The following is a 24,158-nucleotide window of genomic DNA, read 5'->3' on the forward strand; positions in this document are numbered from 1 at the left end:
CGCTCCAGCTGGCGGCGGGTCCAGAAGGGAAACAGCTTGGTCAGGGCCTCCAGGCTGTTGTAGGTCCAGGTGCGGCCTTTATGGAGGTGCCGTCCGTTGGCCTGATTCTTGGCTATCCAGAAGGCCATGGCATGGAGGAAGATGGCCCCGTTTACGCCGTGGCGCTGGGCCAGCTCCACGTTGAAATGATACTCGGTCAAGCCCCTTCACCCCCTTGTAAAATCCCGCTGTCTGTGGTATGATAATTACGGTTTTCATGCACGAAACCATCTTGGCCTCTCTGTCTGCCTCCACAGACAGGGGGGCTCTTTTTTTGCCCTCTCATGGGGCGCACCTCCCTACCAGATTCCCATTCTCACCATGACCTGGTTGACGATCCGGTTGATGTTCTCCCGGTTGGCCTTCCGCTCCTCCTCAGTAACCACCACGTCACGGTATTTTTCCATCCCGATAAAGCACCCGTACTTGGGCCCCGCCGCGGCGGTCATGGACTCCACCACCAGGGTCCAGGGCACCTTATCTTCTTCACCGTCCGGGTACTTATAGACCGAGCGCAGCCAGTGCAGACCCTTGCGCCGGGTAAAGACGGTGTGCATCTTCATTTTGCCGAACTGCTCATCCTCTTCCCAGTGGGTCACCACCAGATCCTCCAGCGGCTCGACCAGAACATACGTCTCTGGCTTTGTGTCCACCAGATCCACAATCCGCCGCTGGGTGGGCTTACTCAGATCCATCGCCATCGCCAGCTTTGCCGCTTCCCGCCGCTCCATATGTACACACCTCCTGTCTGTTCCCTATGCGCCGGCCGGATTGTCCTATGAGGATTCTCTGGCACACCGCAGCTCCAGGGCAGCCTCCACGATCTCCTGCAAATCCTCCAGAATGTCATCAAACTCGGGCCGCTCGTCGGCATCGATGACGTTATCCTCGGCAATGCGCATGAGCCGCCGGTCAGCGTGGGTGTCGGCAAAGTGGAAGATCCGGTTGGTCAGCCGGGCGCTGGCCTCCAGCACAGACCGGGGCTGGATCTCCGGCACTACCCGGCTGTACATGGCGCTCTTTGCCCGTGAATGCCACGCAATCAAATACAGGGAATTGTACAGGATGGACATGAGATCCACTACATCATCGGGCGGGACCCGCTGGCCGCTCTCATAGGCCCGGATGGACTCCACGCTGATGCCCAACCGCTCGGCTGCCGCCTCCTGGGTAAAACCCGCGGCCTTGCGGCAGTTTTTATAAATATTCCGGCATTCCTCCGGCATGGTTATCTCCTCCTCATTGGGGTAAACTGGATATAGGGATCAGCTGGCGTCCCGCTGCTCCGGCCTGTCCCGGCCATAGAGGGCGTCGATGGTACAGCCCAACAGGTCGGCCAGGGCGGGCAGCTTGTCCGCGCTGGGGTTAGCCTGTCCGTTGGCCCACTTGGATACCGCTTTGTTGGACACGTTCAGAGCCGCCGCCACCTGGACCCCCTGGATGCCCCGCAGCTCCATCAGTTCTCGGATCTTCAACTCTCTCCCCCCTTTACTTTGACCTTGTTCCAGACCGTTCGATATGGTATGATTGAACTAGAAGTGGATTCTTTTGGTTTTTGGAAAGCTGTCTTCGGTCCGATCTTCGTGATACCAATCTGGAAGTTTTAGACTCAATCCCGCTTTCTGACCCCGACCACGCCGTCGCATTCGACGTACAAAAGTCCTGCAATCGATTGCTGCGCGCTTGTCGAGAGTTGTTGTCTCAAAATGGAATTGACATCCAGGCACTTTTTCCACATCGGTGAAATTGATAGCCAGCATTGTACGCAGCCGTGTTAACCGCTTATCCTCCCATAGCTTTTGTGAATGTGGCTCTAACATCTGACACGCCTTCTTTCTCTGGTTAATCCCGCGTGTTTTTCCTTCGGAGTAACCGGTGGCACTACCAGCAGATGTTCCCTATTTTTGCAGTTTAGAACACGCCACGATGGTTTTCCCGATCGTCCTTTCACACCAGCGCAAAATATCTCTTGCCTGCTGCACCGTGCAATTTTCCTGTTCAAGCAACAGGATGATCTGGTCATGAAGCGCTTTCGTCTTCCCACCATCCAGGGTTTCTATTTCCGGCTCCACGTTCTCATCGACCGGAGTATCTTCCGGGTTCCCATTGGCCAGAAATTCCACACTGGTATTCAATATGTCTGCGAGGGTGGGAAGAAACTTTGTATACGACTTACTCCGTCCGGTTCTCCACGCACTCACCGTTTTGTCTGAGGTACCAATTCTCATTGCAAGCTCTTTCTGTTCCATACCCCTTTCATCGAGCAGCTGAAAGAGCCGGTCTACTGTGGTTGACATACGATCACCTCGAAAAAAGGTCATATGTTGACATACGTCTGATATTCTTATCCCTAAATATCGTTTTGACTTTCCGTCAACCTCTGGTACAATCATAAATCCCCAATTTATGATTGTCAATATAAAATCCCCATTATATGATTTTTTGTATTTCTTTTTATAATAGGAGTGATGCCTTTTGGATGTACAAATATTTGTGCAAAATGTCAAAGAGTTTTGTAAGAAAAAAGGTGTCAAACCCACCATTGCCTGTGAAGAAAGTGGAGCAGGTAAGAATTTACTAAATCATATTGAAAGCCGTGGTAGCATCCCATCTGTTGCCAAAGTTCAAATGCTAGCCGAGTATTTGGGCGTCACCACCAGCGAACTTCTGGGAGAAAAAAAGGAACCCACCGCACAAGACGATGGGCTCTCTGATGGGGAGCGGACGCTTATGACTTTGTTCCGGCAGCTGACACCGGATCAGCAGGAGATGGTGATCCGCATGGTTCAGGCTGCCGCAGACAAGCTGTGACCGCTTTTATGGCAACGGCCAGTACAGCCGCCGGGTCTTTGCTTTCCCGAATCACGCTCAACAGACGAAGCTCATTTGGGGTCATAAGTAACTCCACCTTTCAAAAACGGTTTCCACTAATAGGTTGCCATGGCCTATTTGTGGTACGTTTTTATACACCCAAGCAAAAATTTTTTAAATTGTGTCCAAGCTGGTCGCATAAGGGAGATGGATCGTATGCCAACAAAAGATATAACAGAGAATTACCGCCATTTCACAAAACCCGCTGAATTACACAAGGCTGTCAACACCTTGCGGGGGCTTGTGGCAGGAATCAATTCTGACTTAAAGGTTAGCACTGATGAGGTAACGGAACTGGTCCACTGGTGTGAGATCCATGCCGAGCTGCGGGACTGCCACCCTTTCTCCGAAATCTTGCCGGTTATAGAGCATGCTATGGAGGACGGCGTGGTGACAGAAGACGAGGCCAAGGATATTTTATGGCTATGCAATAATTTTGTGGACAGCAGCACCTATTACGATGTCATTACCTCTTCCATCCAGTTTCTCTCCGGCCTGCTCCACGGTCTGATAGCAGACGGAGCATTGAGCGACCAGGAAATTCTCACCTTGAAATCCTGGATGGATGCCAACAGCTTTCTATCTGGAACCTATCCCTTTGATGAGATTAACAGCTTGCTCCACGTAGTTCTGGAGGACAACAAGATTACACAACAAGAGCGGGAGACCTTGATGGCGCTGTTTGGCGAGGTGATCGACTTTACCTCCTCCTACAATCTATCTGAAAAGGAATTTGCCCGGTTGCGGAAGCAGTATAGCCTGGAAGGAGTTTGTGCAGTCAGCCCAGAAATCCTCTTTCAGGGCAAGGTTTTCTGTTTTACGGGAGAATTTTATGGGGGCAAGCGGGCGGAGCTCTCCGAACTTGTGGAACGGTTGGGCGGCATTGTCCGCAACTCAGTGTCGGCCAAGACAGATTATCTGGTTGTGGGCAATGCCGGTAACCCATGTTGGGCCTATGCCTGCTATGGCCGCAAGGTAGAACAGGCGGTCAATCTATGTAAACAGGGTGCCAGGGTCATCATCGCAAACGAAACAGACTTTTGGGATGCAGTAAAGAGCGTCTCTGTTCAACCAGAGCCTCCGCAGGCTTCTGTGAATGATTCGGACGCATTTGGCTGTTGCTCCAGATACCGGGACTGTTCGGATGCTGGGCGTTGTCTGATCCCGGAACGCAACTATTCGATCCATTGTACATACCGCAAGAAATTAGAGGACGGGGTTGTTTTTTATGGGAAAATGGGCTCTGATTTTTCCATGGAGCGGTATCAAGAATTGTTATCTGCCATCCATGCGTTACCGGCTCCTACACGGCGCACGCTGGATAATCTAGTGATTGAAGTATGTGAATACCACCGTGCTGCTACCCGTGCCGTTGTACGGTCTGAGTATCTGGACGGGCTACCTGAGCTTAATCTCTTTGATTTTTCTCTACTTGAATCTTCCTATCTGAAGAAATGCAAATTCCGCCGTTTGTCTGATCTTGTGTTGGAGCATCCACACTACGGCCCACTCTTTCGCCGGGCCCAGGAGGACGGCAAAGGGAAACAGCCGGGGCCACGAACGAAAGATTTTCTGCTCCAGTGGCTCAGTCACGACGGTATTCTGCTCCGGGACGAACTGTTTTCACCCTATCGTGTGGCATATGTCCGCATGGACTCCCTTGCTTATCTGGAAGCGTATTATATGGACGAGCTTGCTTCGTCCCAGGAGAGCCGGATTTATCCCCGCTCGCCCTTTGCGGAGAACGGTCTGCTCACCGCTACGGACTTCAAGGCAGAGGAGCAGTACCGCATCGCCATGTCCAGCGGCTATTCCGCAGAAGAAAAGGAACGTTTAGCCGCCGCACTATTGAAGGAATAGTGTAAATTGTACCATCATGTGATTTTTACAGACAAACCGTTTCCTAAAGTGCACTGTGAGAGGAAGAGATTTAATGTTTATTTTTTTAATCTTGGCAATCGTCTTTTTTGTACTTTGGTTGTTGGAAAAAAAGAAAAATCAGGTCGGCAACGATATCAAAAATGCAAGGGATGAAGCAGACGCATATGTGCAGCAACAGAAAATTGAAGGTGACAAGCTGTACGAAATAAAGCGTCAAGAGGCCAATAACTACTACAATAAGAAATTAACTGAGGGCGATCAGGTCATCGAAAAAGCACATACCGAGGCAGATCTATACATCCAGCAAAAACAAGCAGAAGGTAACAAGCTGTATGAATCCAAATGTAAAGAGGCTCTTGATTATTACACCCAAAAAACCCAAAGTTTTGATGAAAGTTTAAAAAAGGCCAAACAAGAGCTTGACGATCTTTCTCATGAAAAAGCCCATCTCCAACACGAACTAGAAATATTGGGCCAGGAAACTATGTGTGCGATGGTTTCTATTGATGCTTATTCAGGTTTAAAATCTATTGAAATAAAAAACGAGTTAGCACTTTTAAAGAATCGTGAGACTGAGTTAATCAAGTCTGGAAACGCCCTCATAGTTACAAATGACAGCACATTAAAACGTGTTGTTGAAAGCCAGAAAAAACAGATTTTAAGGTGTTTTAATTCGGAAGCAGCCTCACTGATCGAGGGTGTAACTGCCAATAATATTGATAGTGTACGAATGAAACTTCAACGCTCCTATGATGCTTTAAATAAGATATTTTTAGTGGATGGCGTACAATTATCTCAGGGATATTTCTCTTTGAAATTAGATGAGTTAAGCTTGGTCTATGCCTATATGCTTAAAGTGAATGAAGAAAAAGAGCAAAAAAAGGCCATCCGGGAACAGATGCTTGAAGAAGAAAAGGTCCGTCGTGAAATTGAGCGTGAAAAGCAAAAATTAGAGAAGGAAGAAGCTCAATTCAATAACGAAGTAAAGAAACTCATGGGCTATATGCAAAAGGCCAAAGATGATGTCGAAAAACAGCTATATATAGACAAAATCCGTGACCTCGAGGAAAAATTAAAAGCGCTTTCTATTGATAAAGAACATATCCTTGAACGTGAACAAAATACTCGTGCTGGTTTTGTATATATTATTTCTAATATTGGCTCCTTTGGTGAAAATGTATATAAAATCGGTATGACTAGAAGATTAGAGCCGATGGACCGCATAAATGAATTGAGTAGCGCATCTGTACCATTTCCATTTGATGTTCATGCTCTTATTTTCTCTGAAGACGCACCTGCACTGGAAACATTACTGCACCACCATTTCCAATCCAAACAAGTAAATAAAGTCAATTCCCGCAAAGAATTTTTTAAAGTTGATTTGGAAGAAATTAAAAAAGTCGTACTTGTCAACCACAACGCTACAGTCAAATTTATTGATATTCCAGATGCAACTGAGTACCGTGAAACCTTGAGGATAGATGAAGCAGAAACACAAAACACTTCAAAAATGGCACCTTAAATAAAACTCGGAACCTGTGGTTGACATTAAAGTTCCGAGGGCATATTATAAGAGTACAACGAAATGACTTTTGTCATCTCTCCGTTGTGCCATCAAGCCCTTGGAACAGGTCCCCCATCATAAGGGGAGCGCCAGTTCTAAGGGCTTTAGACTTACAAAAGAAAGTTGAGACATTCAAAACCGTAATACTGATAGATGGAGAAATCAGTTCATTGATGCGGCGGACGCCCAGGCCCACGGCTATGTTGCCTGCAAGGTCTGTCATCCCCCCTCCTAATCCGTCCACGAAAGGAGCCTATTATGCCGCTTCCCCAAGAACACCGTTACACCCTGGCCGACGCCCTGACCTGGGACGACCAGGCCCACACCGAGCTGATCGACGGCGCCCCGGTAATGATGGCGCCCCCCTCCCGGGTCCATCAGGAGATCGCGGCGGAGCTCACCCGGCAGCTGGGCAACTACCTGGACGGAAAGAAGTGCAGGGTCTACCCTGCCCCCTTTGTCGTCCGGCTCTTTGAGAAGGCGGGCGACCGGCCGGAGGACGTGGACACCCTGGTGGAGCCCGACCTGTCCGTGGTGTGCGACCCCGGCAAGCTGGACGACATGGGCTGCAAGGGCGCGCCCGATCTCATCATTGAGATCCTCTCCCCCTCCACCCAGCGGCATGACCGGCTGACCAAGTACAACCTGTATGAGCGGGCGGGGGTGACGGAATACTGGATCGTCAGCCCGGAGGAACGCACCGTCCAGGTGAGCCTGCTCTCCGGCGGCCGCTACCGCATGGCCGAGCTGTACACCCCCCAGGATATCGCCAAGGTCCATGTGCTGGAAGGCTGCTTCGTGGAGCTGGCCAAGGTGTTCCCTCAGGCAGGTAGGTAGACTATGTAATTTTGCATTTTTGACAATAAAAAATCCCCGGCTCAAGCCGAGGATTTCAATGTAAGTATTTCAGCAACTGAATCAGGTGAGTACCGCACATTTCCGTGCGTTCATCTTTGTCCAGCCTACGTTTTCCAAATTCCACATATCCATTTGCACCATAGAACGACTTTAGTCGATCAACGTCTTCACACTCCAAATATACCACCTTACCACCGATGATTCTTTGTGCAAGCCGAACTTGATCCTCAGCCATTTTCAACAGTTCATCGCCAGTAATCAATTTATTATAATCGTTGCTGTAATTCTTCCCCAGTTGAGCGATCAGGGGAGCCATAATTACCAAGTCATTCTTGGCCGCACTTGGCATGGCAAACTTTCTGAGCCGCCTACCCAAGGTGCCAGAAACAGAGTGTTTATTGACCACGATATACTTATTCGCAATGGTAAAATACCCGCAAAGGACATTCTCTTTCCGGTAGGATGCATACACCAGAAACGTTTGAGAAACGCCCTGTAGCGCAAAATCAATTGCGGAGCGCTTCGTCAGAAATCGCTCAACATCCACATTCAGCGGACACGAAAACGAGGAGAGGATCTCCCGACAGAAATCCTCTCCCTTTTCTGCTATGATGTCGCTGAGGGACAGTATCGAATAACCTGCCATTATTTATCTCCAAAGAAATCTTTGATCTTATTCTTTTGGATCGTTTGGCACGTTCTGGACAACCGCACCTCTTTGCTCTTTTTCTCCTTTGCGTGCTCCAATGCTGTAGCAAAACCGCGGCATAGCGACTTGTCCCGGAAGCGAACATCTTTCAGGATGCTTTTTGTAGCCATAACCGCACCTCCTTTACTATGCTACATCCTTATTATAGCAGCAGAATAGCCAAAAAAACACTGGGAAATTCTACGAAGTTTTTATTTGCTTATTGTTGACTTTTTTAATCACACTTTTACAATGATTGCTTTCGACACTGTCCCCTACTAATGGAGCGACACTCTCTGAAGTTGTACATTTTGATACACCCAATTCCAAACGTTTTTAAATAGCAGCAAATGTAGCAATAGATGCTTGGAAAGGCAGGTAACTTATATGGACGCCGCCCAATATCTCCGCAAATCCCGCATGGAGGAGGGCATGGACACCGAGGAGGTGCTGGCCAAGCACCGCAAGGCCCTGGCCGACTTTGCCGCCGCCCATGATATCCACATCATCGAGACCTACTATGAGGTGGTCAGCGGCGAGAGCCTGTACGCCCGGCCGGAGATGCTCCGGCTGCTGGAGGACGTGGAGGAGGGCCGCTATGACGCGGTGCTGGTAATGGACCTGGACCGGCTCTCCCGCGGGCGCATGAAGGACCAGGGCATCATCCTGGATGCCTTCCGGGACTCGGGCACCCTCATCGTCACCCCGGAAAAGACCTATGATCTGTCCGACGACCTGGACGACGAGATGGCGGAGTTCAAAACCTTCATGAGCCGCCGGGAGTACAAGATCATCAACAAGCGGCTGCGCCGGGGGTTACGCCAGACCATTCAGGACGGCTGCTATGTGGCCAACGCCCCCTATGGCTACCGGAAGGTCACGGTGGACCGGAAGCCCACCCTGGAGATCTACGAGCCCGAGGCCAAGTTTGTGCGGATGATGTACGACCTGTACCTCCAGGGCTACGGCTGCGTCTCCATCGCCCGGCACGTCAACGCCCTGGGGGCCAGGCCCCACCGCTCGGCGGAGTTTACCCGCAACAGCGTGGCCCACATCCTGCGCAACCCCACCTTTGCGGGCAAGATCGTGTGGGACCAGAAGACCCACATCCGCAAGGGGGCCAAGGGCAACCCCAAGCACATCACCATCTACAACCCACGGGAAAAGTGGACCATCGTGGACGGGATGCACCCGGCCATCATCTCCCAGGAGACCTACGACAAGGTACAGGCCATGTTTGCCGGGCGGTATATCCCCTCCAAGCAGGACGGCACGGTGCGCAGCCCCCTGGCTGGGCTGGTGCGGTGCGCCAACTGCGGCCAGCGGATGCAGCGGCTGGTGATGAAGGGACAGCCCTACCTGTTATGTACCAGGCCGGGCTGCTGCGCCAGCACCAAGTTTGAGCTGGTGGAGAAGCGGGTGCTGTCCTATCTGGAGGAAACGCTGGCCCGGCTGGAGGTGGAGCAACAGCAGGGCGTCACGGACCGGGACACCTCGGTGCTGGACACCACCCTGGAGGCCATCCAGAAGGAGCTGGCCGCCGCCCAGCGGCAGAAGAGCCGCCTGTACGAGCTGCTGGAGCTGGAGGAGTACGACCTGCCCACCTTCCGGGAGCGGATGGCCGCGGTGAAGGAGAAGATCGCCGGGCTGGAGCGCCGCCAGCGGGAGACCCGGCAGGCCATCGAGCACGCCAGACTGGCCGACCCGGCAGCCCTGGCCGAAAAAATCCGGGGCGTTCTGGAAGCCTATGACGCCTCCGACCCCGCCGGGCGTAACGCCCTGTTGAAGGGGGTCCTCTCCACCGTGTGGTATCGAAAACCCAAGAAAACCAGACCCAACGACTTTTCCCTCACCATCGACCTGAACCCCTGCTGATCCCAAACCCTTGGGGCGCAGTGGATTCAGCGGTATATAAAACGCTATATCTTCCGATAAGGACTGTATCGAAGATCTGCGCTTCTACCCCACCCAGAGCTCTCAGGCGGCCATTGAGCGGGCTGCCAGTATCAAGGCCGGCAAGGCCGAACTTTTGTATGTGTACATTGATGTAGAGCCGGTGGGCTTCAACCGTGGTTTCTACACCGTGGATGTGCGCTACTTCTACCGGGTCACCGCCGACGCCTTTGTGGGGGCGGCCCGTCCGGTGGAGATCAGCGGCTTGTGCGTCTTTGACAAGCGGGTAATCCTGTTCGGCAGCGAGGGCTCGGCCAAAATCTTCTCCTCCCAGGTCACCCTGGATGGTCTGGATGAACAGCATATCCGCCAGACCAACCTGCCTACCGCTGTGGTGGAGGTCACCGCCCACAATTAGATAGGCCGGCCAACTCCATCCATATATGCAACTAGCACTACTCAGGCGCCAAGGATCATCCGCACACCGCCGAAGATACCGGCGTCATTGCCCAAAGAGGCCAGAGCAAAACGGGTATCCTCCGCCGCCGGGAAAGCATACTGGCGGAAGGCCTTTTCAATGCCGTTGAGCAGAATCTCCCCGGCAGAGGCCACGCCGCCCCCAACCACAATGATTTCCGGGTCGCAGACACAGGACACAGCAGCCAGGGCCTTACCCAGCAGCCGGCACATCTCCTCTACCAGGGCAAGGGCAGTGGAGTCCCCCTCCTTGGCACAGTCAAAGATATCTTTACAGCTCAGGGAATCATATTGGCGCAGTTTGGTGGAGACATTGGGATTTTCCAACAGTTCATGGGCGCTGCGCAGCAGGCCGGTGGCCGAGGCATACTGCTCCAGACAGCCGCTCTTGCCGCAGCCGCAGCGGCGGCCCTCACCGTCTTTGACCTTGATATGGCCGATCTCCCCACCGGCGCCATGGACTCCGGGCAGCAGGTTGCCCTCCACAATCACGCCGCCGCCCACACCGGTACCCAGGGTGACAAACACCACATTCTGACAGCCCTTGCCTCCTCCCTGGCTCATCTCGCCCAGTGCCGCGGCATTGGCGTCATTGAGGATCTTGACCGGCAGCTTACACAAGGCACTGAGCTTTTCCGCCACGTCAAAGCCGCCCCACTGATCCAGATTGACGCAGGGCTTGACATAGCTGTCGTGGAGCACCGCCCCCGGCACTCCCATGCCTACCCCCGCCACTTCATCGGGTACGATACGCTTTTCCGCCATCTTGCCCAGCAGCGCCAGGGCAATGTCGGGCAGCAGGTTTTCGCCGTGGTTTTCACTGCGGGTCGGGATCTCCCATTTCTCCAGCAGACTGCCGGAACCATCAAACAGCCCCAGCTTAACCGTGGTCCCTCCCAAATCAACTCCAAACGCGTATTCTTTCATGGCCTTCTCCTTTCCTGAGCGGGCAAGCCCCTCATGTCACAAAGAAATTTATCCCTCTACCTCAAATGCCTCCGGCTGTCCGGCCAGAGGCATTTGAGTGAGGGAAGTGAAATGATTTTCTATTGGAATGGCTTTGATCTCTGTTTATTTGCTATGACGGTTTTTGACCTCTTCCCGCAGGGCTTCCATATCCTTGTCGCTCTTGTTCCACAGCAGGCAGGCCAGGGCAGACAGAATAAAGAGAATGGCGGGAATCAGGTTGACTACGGTATTGATACCGGCCAGCGCCTGGGGGGTCTGCTCGGCGTTGGCCACATAGCCGAAACCGGCCAGCAGCAGTACGCCGATGGAACCGCCGAAGGCGTTGCCGAACTTGGTGGCCAGGCCGTAGGTAGCATAAGCGGTACCGTCGGTGCGGACGCCGGTTTTCCACTCCATGTAGTCCACAGAGTCGGCCACCATGGACAACGAGTAGGCAAAGCCTACGTTGAAGATACCGAAAATCCAGTCGCCCACCAGAACCATGGTCAGATTATCAAAGGGAGCCAGGTACATGACGATCAGACCGATGGCCTGAAGGATCATGGTGCTCATCAAGGCGTTGCGGGTGCCGATCTTCTTGGCCAGCGCGGGCGCGAAGAAGGAGCCGATAATGGCGCCGATGGAGGGGATGGTCATAATGAGGGAAATCATGGTGAAGGAGCCCAGGCAGTAGATGACATAGAAGGAGGTAACGGCGATACGGCCCATAAAAGCGGTCATCTGCAGCACCATGACCAGGGTAATGACCATAAGGTAGCGGTTTTTGACCAGGTTGCCCACGGTCTCCTTGAAGGAAAATTTGCGGATCTCACCGTGGGGCTTGACCACTTCCTTGGCAGTGGCAAACACCAGCAGGAACAGGGGGATGGAGATCACAGCGTAGATAATGGCGGTGGTGGTATAGCCGCTGGCGGTAGCCACTTCGGAACCGGCCTCGGAGAATTTGAGCATCAGCCCGGCAGAGCAGCTGTTGACGATGACCATGCCCAGGTTCATGCCGATGTTACGGGAGGTGGTGATCTTGTTGCGCTGGTCGGTATCCTCTGTCATAACCGCCGCCAGAGCGCCGTAGGGGATATTCACCAGGGTGTAGAGCATACCGGCAATAATGTAAATCACCGCCGCCCAGGCCACACCGGCGGTGGTATTGCCGCCGAAGGGGTTTGTAAAGGTCAGAACGGAGAAAATCGCCAGGAACGGACAGCCAAAGGCGATCCAGGGACGGAAGCGGCCCAGGCGGCTGCGGGTCCGTTCCGCGATGGCACCCATCATGGGATCGTTGACGGCGTCCCAGATCCGGGCGCCCATCATAATGGCGGAGACGACTACAGGCGCGATACCCACGATATCGGTATAGAAAATGGTCAGATAGTCGTCCACCTCAAAGTTGATGACGTTGCGCAGGTCGGCAAAGACTTGTTTGATCTTGACGCCGGGCATCATCCACAGCATCTGGTCCAGCAAATGCACGCCCCAGTCGAAGAGCATTCCGCCGCCTTCCTTGATGTAGACATGCCAGTCGTGCATATTTCCATTGAAGCCGTACAGACCGGTTTTAATCATGTACACATCGCCCAGCGTGCCGCTGTCATAGACTGCCTTGGCGGTGCGGAAATCCGGATCGAACCGGCGCTGCTGGTGGACGGTGAACCGAACGCCGCATTCCTCCACCACCCGGATCATATCATCCAGCTCGGCCACCGTCATGGCCACCGGCTTTTCACAGATAATATCCTTACCCGCCCGGGCGGCCTGGCACACCAGCTTATGGTGCTGATTGTTGTTGGCGGCGATGATGACCACATCCACCTCCGGGTCGGCCAGCAGCTCCTCGTTGCTCTGGTACCGCTTGAGCCCGGGCGCCACATCCTCCAGCTGTTTGGGGTCGATATCGGAAAAGCCCATCAGCCGGATGCCGGGAAAATTCAGCAGCATTTTTTCGTCTTCATGGCCCATAAAGCCGTGGCCGATTATGGCCATACGGATCTCTTGCATGGCTTGTTTTCCCCCTTACTGCCTTTCTCCCACGTGCAGGTACTTCTCTTTGAGCTGCTTCAGGTTGGGGATCTGACCGGGACCCACCGCACAGGTCTTGATCTCGGTGGAGTGCTCCAGCTTACCCGCATAATACAGACGGGAGCGGGCGATCTGCTCCTCCGGGAAACGGACGGCGATCTGGCCGTTCTCCACTGCCAGGTTGCCGGAAATACCGCACACCGGGCACTCTACCTCGGTGCCCCGGTGGGTGATCTCCAACAGCTCGTTGTGGCAGACGGGACACACACCATCCTTGTCCCCTCTCCACTTGGTACGGGTGGCCTCGTCCTCCGCGTTGAGGGCGTCCAGAATGTGCTGGCCCAGAGCGGTCATGCGCTGCATGACGGGCTCGTTGCCCAGCACGTGCTCACAGGCCATGGCTCCATAGTACTTGTAAGCGTCAATGACGTCGATGCCGGAAGAAACGCACATGGCGTACATACTGGGCAGAGCCAGAGAGAGCCAGTTTTCCGTCATGGCGCCGCCTACGGTGATGAGCGCGCCCACCCGCTTTTTGAAGCTGCGCTCATCGGGCAGCTGGCTTTTGTCCTTGCCCGCGGCCAGGCCCGCCTCATAGGCGGTCTTGCGGAAGGAGACGTCGTGAGAGGGACCCAGCCGGTCACACCACACCTTGAAGTTACCGGTGGGGGTAAATTCATAGACGGGAGAGCCGATGATGACGGCGTCGGATTCCATCAGCGCCTCTTCCACAATGGGCAGATCGTCCTGGATGGGACAGCCGCCCTTGCCGTGGCCGGTGGTCAGGCCCACCACACAGGAGATACACCCGGTACAGATCTTGATGTTCATCTCGTCGGCCCGCAGGAAGCGCACGGTACACCCCGCCGCCTCACATTGCAGCAAGGCGTGCTTGACCATGACCTCCGTGTTGCTCATCTTGCGTCCAAAGGAGATACCCAGTACATTTTTTGCCATCGTATGGTAGACGCTTTGGAACTGCTTGTTGAAGGCGGCCAGATTGGTAAAGCCGCAGTCGGCGGCAACGCGGGTCACGGTTTTCTCGCTGCCCACCAACTCCTGTACCGCGTGGTTGAGCCGCACACGGTTGACAAAATCCGCGAAATAGCAGCCCATACTCCGCTTGAAGAGCCGCGAGAGGGACGAGGTGGACAAATACATCTGTTCCGCCAGCTTGCCCAGACTGATCTGCTCCCGGAAGTTCTGGCTGACATAGCTGACAATGGCCTGAAGCCGTTCTTCGTCTCTGGACGGCCGAACCGCCTTGGTCTGGGACAAGGGACGCTGGAATTGCTCCACCAAGAGATCCAGCAGGGCATAGATATAGCTGTAGCGCAGCGCAGGTGTTTTTTTCCGGGGACCCACATAGCTCAGCAGCAGCTGGCGCATCACGCGGCGCACCTCGCCATAGGGATGGTAGGTATCCGCGGCGGAGTCGCAATAAAACAGCAGCCCTTCCGGCGAAATCTCATGGAGCAGCGTGCTGCAAATGTGGATCTGAAGAAGGGACAGCTCCCCGTTTCCCTTCAGCGCATGGGCATTGTTGCAGTTGATGACCAGAACATCATCCTTTTGCATCACAAACGTACGCCCGTCCTGTGTTACGCTCAGCTCTCCCTCCATGAGATAAAGCAGCTCCAGCTCCTGATGAAAGTGCAGCGCCTCATCCACCCCATGCAGGAGTGCCGTGTTGATTTTGGATGGTGTCTTTTTCTGGTGCGCCATGCTCCTATGCCTCCGGTCAAACGATCACAGGAGCATGATATCAGCCCCTGCGCTTTTATCAGTTTGTCACTTTTTCGACCATTTGATTATAGCATACCCTTCTCAGACGAACAACAGGGAAGGAATCTCACATATTCCCATTTCAGGGCTGGGGCGTACCGCTCTGGCCGGCCCGGAAGGTTTTGAACATTCCGTCCCGCATATTGCGGGCCATGAGGGTACATACCTCCTGAACGGACAAACGCTCCGGGTCTTCAAACCACCATCGCACCAGGGTCATCATGTCAGAGGCAAACAGGCGGGCGTAGAGATCGGCGTACCGCCGGTACTCCCCGGTCATCTCCCCCCGCTCGGCCGCCAGCCGCTCCATAATATTATTGTGGATGATCTCCACCATCTCAATAAAGACCGGCCGTTCCAGCGGCGTATTCCACAGCAGCATATATGTCTCCCGGTTTCGGAGCAGAAATTCCAGAGCCTGCTGAAAATTCCGCTGATAAATCTGGTCATACACCCGCTGGGGAGAGGCGGTGACAAAGGCCACGTCCATCTGGCCCCGGAACTCCTCCATCACCCGGCCCAGATAGCGGTCCATCAGGTCAAATTTATCCTGATAGTATTTATAAAATGTAGAGCGGTTGATCAGGGCGCTCTGACAGAGCTGGTCCACCGTGATTTTGGGAAAGGGCCGCTGGCGCAGGTTCTCCAGCAGGGCCTGGTCGATCTGCCGCAGGGTCTTGACCACCCGAAGATCCGTCTTGGACAAGGCAACCTTCACTCCTTTGTAGAAATTTGAAAATAACCGACAAACCGCCCCTCTTTTGTTGGATAAGCGCCAGATGCCGCCATCTTGATGCTGGCCGCTCCCTGTGGGGGCTGTTACAATACAGGGGAAGTTCTTTGGCGTTTCTCACGAAAATATCATCAAGCTGTCCTATGTTTCTGTGAAAGGAGAGGGAATATGAGCGTCACCATCGAGATCGATGGGAATAAGCTGCAAGTTCCCCAGGGGGCCAATCTGCTGGAAGCCGCCCTGGAAAACGGCATCTACATTCCCCACCTCTGCCACCACCCCGATCTGCCCGAGCTGGGTTCCTGCCGGCTGTGCATTGTGGAGGTGGAGGGCATGGAGGGGGTCCATCCGTCCTGCAAGCTGGAAGCCCGGGAGGGCATGAAGATCACCACCAACAGCGACCGCATCGCCCCCCTGCGCAACCTGGCCATGGAGCTGCTGCTGGCCGCCCACCCGGAGGACTGCTCCACCTGCCCCAAGTACGGCCAGTGCGAGCTGCAAACCCTCATCCAGTACATGGGGGTATCGGCCACCCGGATGCGCACCCGGATCAAAGGGTTTTCCCAGAATGAGCGCAACCCCCTGCTGGTACACGACATGAACCGCTGTGTCCTCTGCGGCCGCTGCGTGCGGGCCTGCCAGGATTTGCGGGGAGTGGGGGTACTCCGCTACAACAAGGAGGGGCTGGAGCCCTATGTGGGCACCCTCCACAACAAGCTTCTGAGCGACGCCGGCTGTCGTTTTTGCGGGGCCTGCGCCGAGGTGTGCCCCACCGGCACCATCCGGGACCTGATGAATTACACCCCGGTGGAAAAGCGGGACACCCTCATCCCCTGCCAGGCCACCTGCCCCGCCCACACCGACGTGCCCCGCTATGTGCGCTACGCCAAAGAGGGCCAGTGGGACAAGGCCACCGCTGTCATCCATGAAAAGCTGCCCTTCCCTGAGTGCCTGGGCCGGGTATGCGCCCACAGCTGTGAGAGCAAGTGCCGCCGCGGGGAGGTCAACGACCCGGTTTCCATCCGCAACATCAAACGCTATGCCGCCGAACACAGCAATAACCAGCTGTGGATGGCCAACAGCAAGCGCCTGCCCGCCACCGGGAAAACGGTGTGCGTGGTGGGCGGCGGCCCGGCGGGTATGACCGCCGCCTTCTATCTGGCCAAGCAGGGCCACGCCGTCACCCTGAAAGAGGCCATGCCCAAGCTGGGCGGGCAAATGCAGTACGGCATTCCCTCCTACCGTCTGCCCCGGGACGTGGTGGACAAGGAGGCGGGGTATCTGACCGCCTTCGGCGTGACGGTGGAGACCGGCTGCCGGGTGGAGCATCCTGTGGAGCTGCTGAAGTGCTACGACGCGGTCGTGATGGCCGTAGGCACCCACCAGGGGGTGCGCCTGCCCATGGAGGGCAGCGATCTGCCCCAGGTGCTGCTGAACACCGATTTCCTGCGCAATGCCGCCATGGGTCTGGATACCGGCATCGGCAAGCGGGTGGTGGTGCTGGGCGGCGGCAACGTGGCCTTTGACTGCGCCCGCACCGCCCGCCGTCTGGGGGCCCAGGAGGTCCATGTGGCCTGTCTGGAACAGCGCGAGGCCATGCTGGCCGACGAGGAGGAGATCTGTCAGGCCGGTGAGGAGGGCATTTTTGTCCATCCCGGCCAGACCTTTGAGGCCATCTGCGGCTCCGACGCCGTCACCGGCGTCCGGTTCTGCAACGTCAAGAATTTTTATTTTGACGAAAACCGCCGGGCGGTCATCGAAAAGGAAGAACAGTCCGAGCATGAAATTGCCGCCGACACGGTGATTTTTGCCGTAGGCCAGCGCACCGATCTGGCCGCCGACTCCGGACTGGAGCGGGGCAGAGGCAACTGCATCGCCGCTCAGGATGGGGACTTCCGCACCAGTGTGGCGGGAATTTTCGCCTGCGGCGACGCGATCTATGGCACAAAAACCGTCATTCAGGCGGTGGAGTCCGGCCGGCAGGCCGCCTCTGTGGTGGACCGCTGGCTGGGAGGCGACGGCGACATCTCCGAGGTGCTGGTACCGCCGGAAACCCCGGAGGCCAACATTGGCCGGGTGGAGGACTTTGCTTCTCTCAGCCGGGCGGAGGAAGCGTTTGTGGCGGCGGAGGGACGGGCCGACAGCTTTACCCCCATCAGCCATGGCCTGTGTGACAGCGCGGTGTGCGGCGAGGCGGGCCGCTGTCTCCAGTGCGATCTCCGTTTCCAGATCACCCCTGCCCGCCTGTGGAGCGACTACGACGGCCATGCCGCCCAGGCGCCCCTTGAGGAGGTGTCACGATGAGTATGCTGCAAAACAATACCGACGCCCTGGTCAAGCTGCAAGAAATGGATACTGCTGCGCTGGAGGCCCTGTTCGGCCCCCAGGCCCCGGTCCGTGGAACAATCGTGGGCGCTCTGTACAATTCCGACACCGACGGCATGAAATCCGTCCTGCTGCACGGGAATCCGGCGGGGGTGGTGGCAGGTCTGTCCATCCTGACCCGGCTCACCGGAGCCGCCGGGGCGGAGCTGGTGACCGGCTGCCCGGTCAACGAGCAGGAGCTCCAGGCCAATGCGGGCCAGTTGGGGCTGCCTTTGACCATCACCGCCGGGGATATGGTGGACAAGCGGGCCCACGCCGCCGACCGGCTGTGTACCCTGGACGAGCTGGCCGGTCTGGCCGAGCGGCTGATGGGCCGTCAGCCCGGCTGTCTGGTGGCGATGGACGACGGCCTGCCCCAGGAATATCCCCACGATACCCCCGTGTCCCAGGTGGTGGGAGCGGTGGAAAAAGGGGTGCTGACAGACCACCGCTTTTACCCCGCTGCCGCCCTGTCAGAGCTGACGCTGGGAGACCTGAAGCTGAAGAGCGGCGTGTTCCACCGGCTGACCGGCGGGCACTGTGCCGTCCATCAGGCGGATGAGGAGATTGCCCGTCTGCGGAATAAGAGCTGCGGCAAGTGTACCTTCTGCCGGGAGGGGCTGTATCAGCTCTCCCGCATCCTGGACGAGGTGGAGAGCGGCCGGGCCAAGGCCCAGGGCCTGGAGCTGGCCCGGGAGATCGGCCAGGCTATGACCACCAGCTGCAACTGCACTCTGGGCGAGCTGGCGGGCCTGCCGGTGCTCTCTTTGCTGGATGGATTTGGGGACGAGGTGGACGCCCACGTCAAATCCAAGGCCTGTCCCGCCGGGGTGTGCCTGGGACTTACCCAGTTCTACATAGACCCCGCCCTCTGCCGGGGAGAGGGCGCTTGCGCTCAGGTCTGTCCCGCCCACTGCATCGACACCCGCCAGGGCTATGTGTCGGTCATCGACAGCTTTGATTGTACCCGCTGCGGCAAGTGCCTGGACCTCTGCCCCCACGGGGCGGTAAAGCGGTGCTCCGGCCGTCCGCCCAAGCTGCCCGCCCATCCCGTCCGCATCAAGGGGGCCCGGCTGGCAGAGGAAACCGGCGGGACCCGGTCCGTCCCCCGTACCACCAGACGTAAGCGGGTCTATGCGTCTCCCATTCCCATGGCGCAGCCTGTCCCCCAGGCCCAGCCCACCGAAACAACCATCCAAAAGGAGCAGGTGAAGATTATGAAAACCTTGACCACCGATGTTGTCATCGTAGCCGGCGGCCCCGCCGGTCTGGCCGCCGCCGTCACCCTGGGCGAGCGGGGGCTGAAGTCCATCCTGCTGGAAAAGTCCAGCACCACCGGCGGCGCCGCCAATATGGGCATGGGTCCCATGGGCATCGACACCCGCATCCAGCGGGCCCAGTTCAACGACCTGAGCGTGGAGGACGCCCTCCACATGCACATGGAATACACCCACTACCATGTGGACGAGGATCTGGTGCAGACCTACTTCCACAAGTCCGCCGACACCATCCAGTGGCTGGAGGACATGGGGGTGGAGTTTGCCGGGGCCTTCCGCTACTTCAAGGAGTCTGAGGCCACCTGGCACATTGTCAAGCCGGAGAACGGCGTCATCGGCCCCCGGGCCGCCGCCCCCATGGCCCGTACCCTGACCCGGCGGGCCAAGGAGCTGGGCTGTGAGATCCTGCTGGAGACCCCCGCCACTTCCCTGATCTATGAAAACGGCAAGGTGTGCGGCGTGGTGGCCGTGGACAAGGACGGCAACGGTATGGAGGTCCGGAGCAAGGCGGTCATTGTGGCCACCGGCGGCTTTGGCAACAACAAGGAGATGCTGAAGCAGGAGTTCGGCCTGAATCTGGGCGAGGACTTCTTCCCCTTCCAGATCCCCGGCATCACCGGCGACGGTCTGAAGATGATGTGGGATGTGGGGGCCGCCAAGTTTGGAGCCAACATTGAGGCCATCTATCAGATCCCCGACAACCTGAACTGGTTCCTGCTGGACGCCGTTCTGCGTCAGCCCAACCTGATGATTAACCAACTGGGCGACCGGTTCATGAACGAGGGCGACATGGGCAATACCACCTACACCGGCAACGCCATCGCCCTCCAGCCGGGGAACTATGGTTACTGTATCATGGATGAGGGCATTTTGAAAGAGTATAAGCGCAATGGCCCCGACATTGTGGACATCGTCCATCCCGCCGACGCCTTCCTGGCCTTTGACAGCCAGGCCGCTCTGGCAGTGGAGCAGGGCTATTCCGCCTATATCGAGGCGGAAACTATCCCTGAGCTGGCCGAGAAGCTGGGCATTGACGAGGACAAGCTGCGGGACACCATTGAAGAATATAACGCCATGTGCGAGTGCGGCGTGGATACCAAGTACCACAAGCCCCAGAAATTCCTCCATCCCATCACCGGCAAGGGCAAGTATCTGGTGGGCAAGTATTATCTGGCGGCCTACGGCACCGTGGGCGGCGTGCGCATCAATAAATATTGTGAGGTGCTGGACAAGAATCACATGCCCATTGAGGGCCTGTACAGCGCAGGCTCGGACGCCAACACCATTTATGGCGACAGCTACAACTTCACCCTGCCCGGCAATTCCATGGGCTTTGCCGTAAACACCGGCCGCATGGCCGGTGAGAGCGTGGCAGACTACATCTCGGAACTGTAAGAAATCCGCATTTTACCAGGCTTTTCTGACAGCACAACCACAGCCTCCTCTTAGTCCTTGATTGGAGCAAGAGGAGGCATTTTTATCGCTTTCCGCTGCCGCCAGATACCGCCGGATTTTGTAAATTGCTGGACAGCTGTTGAAATCTAAGGTATGATAATGCTATTTCAAGCTGCCTGGCAGCGGGATAAGAATGGAGGAGTTTGTATGATCGTAAAAGTACCAAAGTATGCCTTTCCAGCCATATTGATCGCCTTTCCGGTGGCATTTGGCCTGTATTTTCTCAGCACTTTTCTGTTTCAGCAGTACACCGACCGGGTCGCCTACCCGGCCTATATGGAAAGTCTGGCCCTGGAACCGGGAGACATTGGCGCAGAGCCCACAGCCGATACCCCTCAGGCGTTCTCTACGGCGGATTTTGAGACCATGGATACCTTTTACACCGTGGGCCGCCTGCGTAATACGCCCTATACCATCGATGGTGAGAACTATTATGAACTGGAACTGGAAAATGAGGAGAACGTCCTGGTTCGCGTGAACTGGGACGCCACGGAGTTGCTGGAATCCCCCATGCGGCGGATGCCGGTAGGCAAATGGGTTCCGCTGACACAGGAGCAGATCGATCAGGTGGACTGTATCTATCTGGACGTGGAAGATCACTATGTGGACATGATGGGCGATTTTGACAAGGTAATGACTGCGGGCGAATACTGTGTTTCCCGTCCGGTTTACCGCTATTTCTACCTTGGAGCAACCATTCTGATGGTGGTGCTGTACATTGTGCTGTGCATCGTGTTCCGCAAGCGAAGCATTGAGAAACAGCGCAGAAACTCCTAGTCGCCGCATGTTCCGCTGTCGCCGCCCATATACTGAACGGACAGAACAGGAGGTATGTCTATGGGCAGACATGGTACGGCGGCCGTTTACACCTTTGTCAATCCAAACCGGGACCCCAGGGCAGTGGAGCGGGCGCTGCGGCAGATGATTCTGGAGAAATTGTGTGCAGATCCGGCGGTTTCCCATCCATTTTCCCGTTAACAGCGCAGTTTGCCATGAACATCGCAGCCTATTGCCGGGTCTCCACCGACAAAGACGAACAGCTGGACAGTCTGGAGAATCAAAAGCGATTTTTCACCGAATACGCCCAGAAAAACGGGCATCATCTGGTCCGGCTCTATGCCGACGAAGGCATCAGCGGGACAAGCCTGAAAAAGCGGGGTGAGTTCCGCCGCCTGATGGGAGACGCCCGGCTGGGGCTTTTTCAGGCCGTGGTGGTCAAGGACATCTCACGCTTTGCCCGCAACACGGTGGATTTTTTGCAGAGCATCCGGGAGCTGAAGGCCCTGGGCATCAATACCATGTTCATCACAGCCAATATGGAGAGCCTGGGAGAGTCGGAATTTGTACTTACCATCTTTGGGGCCATGGCCCAGGAAGAGAGCGCCAACCTGTCCAAGCGGGTAAAGTTCGGCAAGAAAATCAACGCACAGAAAGGCCGGGTACCCCAGCGCATTTTTGGATACGACCGCATGGACAATTTTACCCTGTCTATCAATGAGCAGGAGGCCCGGACCGTGCGGGAGATTTTCCGGCTCTATCTGGAGGGACTGGGATGCCGCGCCATCAGCTTGAGACTGAACGAAGCAAACTGCAAGACCAAGTATCTCTGCGACTGGAACCCAAGAGCGGTCCGCCGTGTGCTCACCAATCCCATCTACTGCGGCCACTATGTGAATCACAAGTATGAAATTGAGGACTATCTGACCGGCAGACAGGTCCCACTTCCAGGCAAAGAGCATTTCCACCATGACCGGCCGGACTGGGCCATTGTCTCCCCAGAGCAATTTGCCCAAGCCCAGGCCCAGCTGGCGGAGCGCAGGACCCGGTACGACAGCAGCCCGCCCGCCCAGGGCGCCAGATTCAGCACCAAACACCTGTTCAGCACCCTCATCAAGTGCGAGCACTGCGGCCGGTCTTTCTGCCGCAAACACTATACCTATGTCAACACCCGCGTATACTGGAAGTGTACCACCAACGACCAGTACACCGCCCAGCGGTGCGGCAATACGGTCAAGCTGGAAGAGGAGGAACTGCTGGATGCGCTGCGCCGCTACTTTTCTTCTTTGATTCAGGACAAGGACCATTTTATCTCAGACATTTTGGCCAAACTGGAGTACAACGTTTCCCGACAACAGGGGCAGGATGAACCTGCCCGCATTGGCCGCCGGAGAAAAGAGCTCCTGGCAAGAAAGGAAAAATACCAGGAGCTCTATGCCAATGACCTGATATCCATGGCAGAATTAAAACAGAAATTTGCCGTAATTGCCGGGGAACTGCAACAACTGGATGCCGATCAAAAGCAATACGAGCACCTGCTGGCAATCCGGCAGGACACGGATCGTTTCTTGGGGCAGTATGTACAGGAGATTGAACGTTTTCTGCATCTGGAAACAGTGACCAATCTTGACCTTAGAAAAGTAATTGACCATATCAGTGTCAATCAGGATGGAACGGTACGGATTTTCATCAAAAAGCTAGATGATTTCGGTACTGATTGACCACCTGCCTATTTGGTGCGGGTGGTGGAGGTGGTGGACCCCATCGTGCTCAACATGAAGCTGGTGGACGTGTGCGAGTGCCGCCCCTGCGACTGCGAGCTGTCCGACGTGCCCCCCTGCATCTGCGGCTGCTTCAACAGCGAGCTGTGCTGCGGCAGCGAGAGCCGCCGGATCTATGTCACCCTGGGCCAGTTCTCCATCATCCGTCTGGAGCGGGACGCCCAGCTGCTCATGCCGGTGTATGACTACTGCGTGCCCGAGAAGGAGTGCGCCTGCGGCTCCAACTGCGAGGAGGACCCCTGTGAGATCTTCCGCCATGTGAAGTTCCCCGTGGGCGAGTTCTTCCCCCCCAGCGCCCCCGCTCCCGGCCCTGACTGCCATCCCCAGCCCAAGGGCTGCTGCTCTTAAAACCATCCCCAAAGCGGCAAAGCCGCTTCGGGGAAAGAATTGCAGCCCGCCGCGTCGCACACGCAAAAGCGTGTACGCTTGCGGGCTGAGAAGTGTTTTCCCCGACGCACATGTCGCCGGGGAAAACCAGATTACACCTGATTCGCGCCTGCGGGCGCGAACTCTGCGAGGCACATTTAAATACAAGAAGTGGCCGCCAAAAGGCGGCCACTTCTTGTATTACAGTCTGTCGAGAAACCCGGCATATGCGTCAAGCATAAGCCGGGTTTCTCGTGTATAGCTGCCAAAGAAGGATAAGGGTAAATGCAAGCTTCTCCTTCCACAACCAACAGGCCAGTTTTTTGAGATTCATGGCAGCAAATTTAAGCTTCACCCAGTTGGA

22 protein-coding genes and 1 pseudogene are annotated in these 24,158 nt (G+C 55.8%); 12 read left to right on the forward strand and 11 right to left on the reverse strand.

The features are described 5' to 3' along the window. The 5 genes and pseudogenes from Q0J75_RS10105 to Q0J75_RS10125 all read right to left on the reverse strand — a co-directional run. Nucleotides 1-200 (reverse strand): annotated as a pseudogene (locus Q0J75_RS10105) (hypothetical protein); the annotation flags it as partial. Between the two features lie 138 nt (nt 201-338). After that, entirely contained in the window at nt 339-770 is a 432-nt protein-coding gene (locus Q0J75_RS10110; protein ID WP_297200550.1) for a hypothetical protein, read from the reverse strand. A 45-nt stretch (nt 771-815) separates the two neighbouring features. After that, the gene (locus tag Q0J75_RS10115) at nt 816-1,265 is read right to left on the reverse strand and encodes a helix-turn-helix domain-containing protein (protein WP_297200553.1); all 450 of its coding nucleotides are present in this window, start codon (nt 1,263-1,265) and stop codon (nt 816-818) included. Between the two features lie 39 nt (nt 1,266-1,304). Next, nucleotides 1,305-1,514: a helix-turn-helix domain-containing protein gene (locus Q0J75_RS10120; RefSeq protein WP_297200556.1), complete on the reverse strand. Its 210-nt coding sequence runs from the start codon at nt 1,512-1,514 to the stop codon at nt 1,305-1,307. A gap of 423 nt (nt 1,515-1,937) precedes the next feature. After that, nucleotides 1,938-2,336: a helix-turn-helix domain-containing protein gene (locus Q0J75_RS10125; RefSeq protein ID WP_297200559.1), complete on the reverse strand. Its 399-nt coding sequence runs from the start codon at nt 2,334-2,336 to the stop codon at nt 1,938-1,940. 178 nt (nt 2,337-2,514) lie between these two features. Here Q0J75_RS10125 and Q0J75_RS10130 point away from each other — a divergent pair, with 178 nt between their 5' ends. The 4 genes from Q0J75_RS10130 to Q0J75_RS10145 all read left to right on the forward strand — a co-directional run bounded on the left by Q0J75_RS10130 (nt 2,515) and on the right by Q0J75_RS10145 (nt 7,192). Then, complete coding sequence (locus Q0J75_RS10130; protein WP_297200563.1) at nt 2,515-2,850, forward strand: helix-turn-helix domain-containing protein; 336 nt, start codon at nt 2,515-2,517, stop codon at nt 2,848-2,850. Nucleotides 2,851-3,066: 216 nt separating this feature from the next. Beyond that, entirely contained in the window at nt 3,067-4,770 is a 1,704-nt protein-coding gene (locus Q0J75_RS10135; protein WP_297200566.1) for a BRCT domain-containing protein, read from the forward strand. Nucleotides 4,771-4,843: 73 nt separating this feature from the next. Then, nucleotides 4,844-6,313 carry a DUF4041 domain-containing protein gene (locus tag Q0J75_RS10140; RefSeq protein ID WP_297200569.1) on the forward strand — a complete coding sequence of 490 codons (1,470 nt, stop codon included), beginning with the start codon at nt 4,844-4,846 and terminating at the stop codon, nt 6,311-6,313. Between the two features lie 300 nt (nt 6,314-6,613). Next, the gene (locus tag Q0J75_RS10145) at nt 6,614-7,192 is read left to right on the forward strand and encodes a Uma2 family endonuclease (RefSeq protein WP_297200572.1); all 579 of its coding nucleotides are present in this window, start codon (nt 6,614-6,616) and stop codon (nt 7,190-7,192) included. Nucleotides 7,193-7,247: 55 nt separating this feature from the next. On the opposite strand, the gene Q0J75_RS10150 is transcribed toward Q0J75_RS10145, so the two are convergent. Both Q0J75_RS10150 and Q0J75_RS10155 read right to left on the reverse strand, forming a co-directional pair. Further along, on the reverse strand, nt 7,248-7,859 hold the full coding sequence (locus tag Q0J75_RS10150) for an N-acetyltransferase (RefSeq protein WP_297200577.1): 612 nt from the start codon (nt 7,857-7,859) through the stop codon (nt 7,248-7,250). Next, nucleotides 7,859-8,032, reverse strand: a complete 174-nt coding sequence (locus Q0J75_RS10155; protein ID WP_297200579.1) for a hypothetical protein — start codon at nt 8,030-8,032, stop codon at nt 7,859-7,861. Before Q0J75_RS10155 ends, Q0J75_RS10150 begins: the two co-directional genes overlap by 1 nt. A 256-nt stretch (nt 8,033-8,288) precedes the next feature. Between Q0J75_RS10155 and Q0J75_RS10160 the strand changes: the two genes are divergently transcribed. Continuing rightward, complete coding sequence (locus Q0J75_RS10160; protein WP_297200584.1) at nt 8,289-9,776, forward strand: recombinase family protein; 1,488 nt, start codon at nt 8,289-8,291, stop codon at nt 9,774-9,776. A gap of 154 nt (nt 9,777-9,930) precedes the next feature. Continuing rightward, nucleotides 9,931-10,212, forward strand: coding sequence for a hypothetical protein (locus tag Q0J75_RS10165; protein WP_297200587.1), 282 nt, complete (start codon nt 9,931-9,933; stop codon nt 10,210-10,212). A 41-nt stretch (nt 10,213-10,253) separates the two neighbouring features. On the opposite strand, the gene Q0J75_RS10170 is transcribed toward Q0J75_RS10165, so the two are convergent. The 4 genes from Q0J75_RS10170 to Q0J75_RS10185 all read right to left on the reverse strand — a co-directional run bounded on the left by Q0J75_RS10170 (nt 10,254) and on the right by Q0J75_RS10185 (nt 15,747). Next, nucleotides 10,254-11,198: an ROK family glucokinase gene (locus tag Q0J75_RS10170; protein WP_297200590.1), complete on the reverse strand. Its 945-nt coding sequence runs from the start codon at nt 11,196-11,198 to the stop codon at nt 10,254-10,256. Nucleotides 11,199-11,342: 144 nt separating this feature from the next. Further along, nucleotides 11,343-13,235, reverse strand: coding sequence for a glycoside-pentoside-hexuronide (GPH):cation symporter (locus Q0J75_RS10175; RefSeq protein WP_297200593.1), 1,893 nt, complete (start codon nt 13,233-13,235; stop codon nt 11,343-11,345). Between the two features lie 15 nt (nt 13,236-13,250). Then, a complete protein-coding gene (locus Q0J75_RS10180) occupies nt 13,251-14,981 on the reverse strand; it encodes a helix-turn-helix domain-containing protein (protein ID WP_297200595.1) in 1,731 nt (576 codons plus the stop codon). A gap of 142 nt (nt 14,982-15,123) precedes the next feature. Continuing rightward, nucleotides 15,124-15,747, reverse strand: a complete 624-nt coding sequence (locus Q0J75_RS10185) for a TetR/AcrR family transcriptional regulator (RefSeq protein ID WP_297200597.1) — start codon at nt 15,745-15,747, stop codon at nt 15,124-15,126. Between the two features lie 195 nt (nt 15,748-15,942). Here Q0J75_RS10185 and Q0J75_RS10190 point away from each other — a divergent pair, with 195 nt between their 5' ends. From Q0J75_RS10190 to Q0J75_RS10220, 6 genes are all read left to right on the forward strand, one after another. Continuing rightward, entirely contained in the window at nt 15,943-18,078 is a 2,136-nt protein-coding gene (locus tag Q0J75_RS10190; protein ID WP_297200600.1) for an FAD-dependent oxidoreductase, read from the forward strand. Continuing rightward, the gene (locus Q0J75_RS13225) at nt 18,075-20,810 is read left to right on the forward strand and encodes an FAD-dependent oxidoreductase (protein WP_363315734.1); all 2,736 of its coding nucleotides are present in this window, start codon (nt 18,075-18,077) and stop codon (nt 20,808-20,810) included. Before Q0J75_RS10190 ends, Q0J75_RS13225 begins: the two co-directional genes overlap by 4 nt. 207 nt (nt 20,811-21,017) lie before the next feature. Beyond that, nucleotides 21,018-21,647, forward strand: a complete 630-nt coding sequence (locus Q0J75_RS10205) for a hypothetical protein (protein WP_297200603.1) — start codon at nt 21,018-21,020, stop codon at nt 21,645-21,647. 60 nt (nt 21,648-21,707) lie between these two features. Then, nucleotides 21,708-21,848: a hypothetical protein gene (locus Q0J75_RS10210; RefSeq protein WP_297200606.1), complete on the forward strand. Its 141-nt coding sequence runs from the start codon at nt 21,708-21,710 to the stop codon at nt 21,846-21,848. 14 nt (nt 21,849-21,862) lie between these two features. Next, nucleotides 21,863-23,368 carry a recombinase family protein gene (locus tag Q0J75_RS10215; RefSeq protein ID WP_297200609.1) on the forward strand — a complete coding sequence of 502 codons (1,506 nt, stop codon included), beginning with the start codon at nt 21,863-21,865 and terminating at the stop codon, nt 23,366-23,368. Nucleotides 23,369-23,398: 30 nt separating this feature from the next. Further along, the gene (locus tag Q0J75_RS10220; protein ID WP_297200612.1) at nt 23,399-23,776 is read left to right on the forward strand and encodes a hypothetical protein; all 378 of its coding nucleotides are present in this window, start codon (nt 23,399-23,401) and stop codon (nt 23,774-23,776) included. Nucleotides 23,777-24,158 lie beyond the last annotated feature (382 nt).

It is taken from the genome of uncultured Flavonifractor sp., from assembly GCF_944385615.1.
Taxonomy (GTDB): Bacteria; Bacillota; Clostridia; order Oscillospirales; family Oscillospiraceae; genus Flavonifractor.

Coding starts and splice junctions, on each gene's coding strand:
- Q0J75_RS10110 (WP_297200550.1), bottom strand. CDS start 770: ATGGAGCGGCGGGAAGCGGCAAAGCTGGCGATGGCGATGGATCTGAGT.
- Q0J75_RS10115 (WP_297200553.1), bottom strand. CDS start 1,265: ATGCCGGAGGAATGCCGGAATATTTATAAAAACTGCCGCAAGGCCGCG.
- Q0J75_RS10125 (WP_297200559.1), bottom strand. CDS start 2,336: ATGTCAACCACAGTAGACCGGCTCTTTCAGCTGCTCGATGAAAGGGGT.
- Q0J75_RS10135 (WP_297200566.1), top strand. CDS start 3,067: ATGCCAACAAAAGATATAACAGAGAATTACCGCCATTTCACAAAACCC.
- Q0J75_RS10140 (WP_297200569.1), top strand. CDS start 4,844: ATGTTTATTTTTTTAATCTTGGCAATCGTCTTTTTTGTACTTTGGTTG.
- Q0J75_RS10145 (WP_297200572.1), top strand. CDS start 6,614: ATGCCGCTTCCCCAAGAACACCGTTACACCCTGGCCGACGCCCTGACC.
- Q0J75_RS10150 (WP_297200577.1), bottom strand. CDS start 7,859: ATGGCAGGTTATTCGATACTGTCCCTCAGCGACATCATAGCAGAAAAG.
- Q0J75_RS10155 (WP_297200579.1), bottom strand. CDS start 8,032: ATGGCTACAAAAAGCATCCTGAAAGATGTTCGCTTCCGGGACAAGTCG.
- Q0J75_RS10160 (WP_297200584.1), top strand. CDS start 8,289: ATGGACGCCGCCCAATATCTCCGCAAATCCCGCATGGAGGAGGGCATG.
- Q0J75_RS10170 (WP_297200590.1), bottom strand. CDS start 11,198: ATGAAAGAATACGCGTTTGGAGTTGATTTGGGAGGGACCACGGTTAAG.
- Q0J75_RS10175 (WP_297200593.1), bottom strand. CDS start 13,235: ATGCAAGAGATCCGTATGGCCATAATCGGCCACGGCTTTATGGGCCAT.
- Q0J75_RS10180 (WP_297200595.1), bottom strand. CDS start 14,981: ATGGCGCACCAGAAAAAGACACCATCCAAAATCAACACGGCACTCCTG.
- Q0J75_RS10190 (WP_297200600.1), top strand. CDS start 15,943: ATGAGCGTCACCATCGAGATCGATGGGAATAAGCTGCAAGTTCCCCAG.
- Q0J75_RS13225 (WP_363315734.1), top strand. CDS start 18,075: ATGAGTATGCTGCAAAACAATACCGACGCCCTGGTCAAGCTGCAAGAA.
- Q0J75_RS10205 (WP_297200603.1), top strand. CDS start 21,018: ATGATCGTAAAAGTACCAAAGTATGCCTTTCCAGCCATATTGATCGCC.
- Q0J75_RS10210 (WP_297200606.1), top strand. CDS start 21,708: ATGGGCAGACATGGTACGGCGGCCGTTTACACCTTTGTCAATCCAAAC.
- Q0J75_RS10215 (WP_297200609.1), top strand. CDS start 21,863: ATGAACATCGCAGCCTATTGCCGGGTCTCCACCGACAAAGACGAACAG.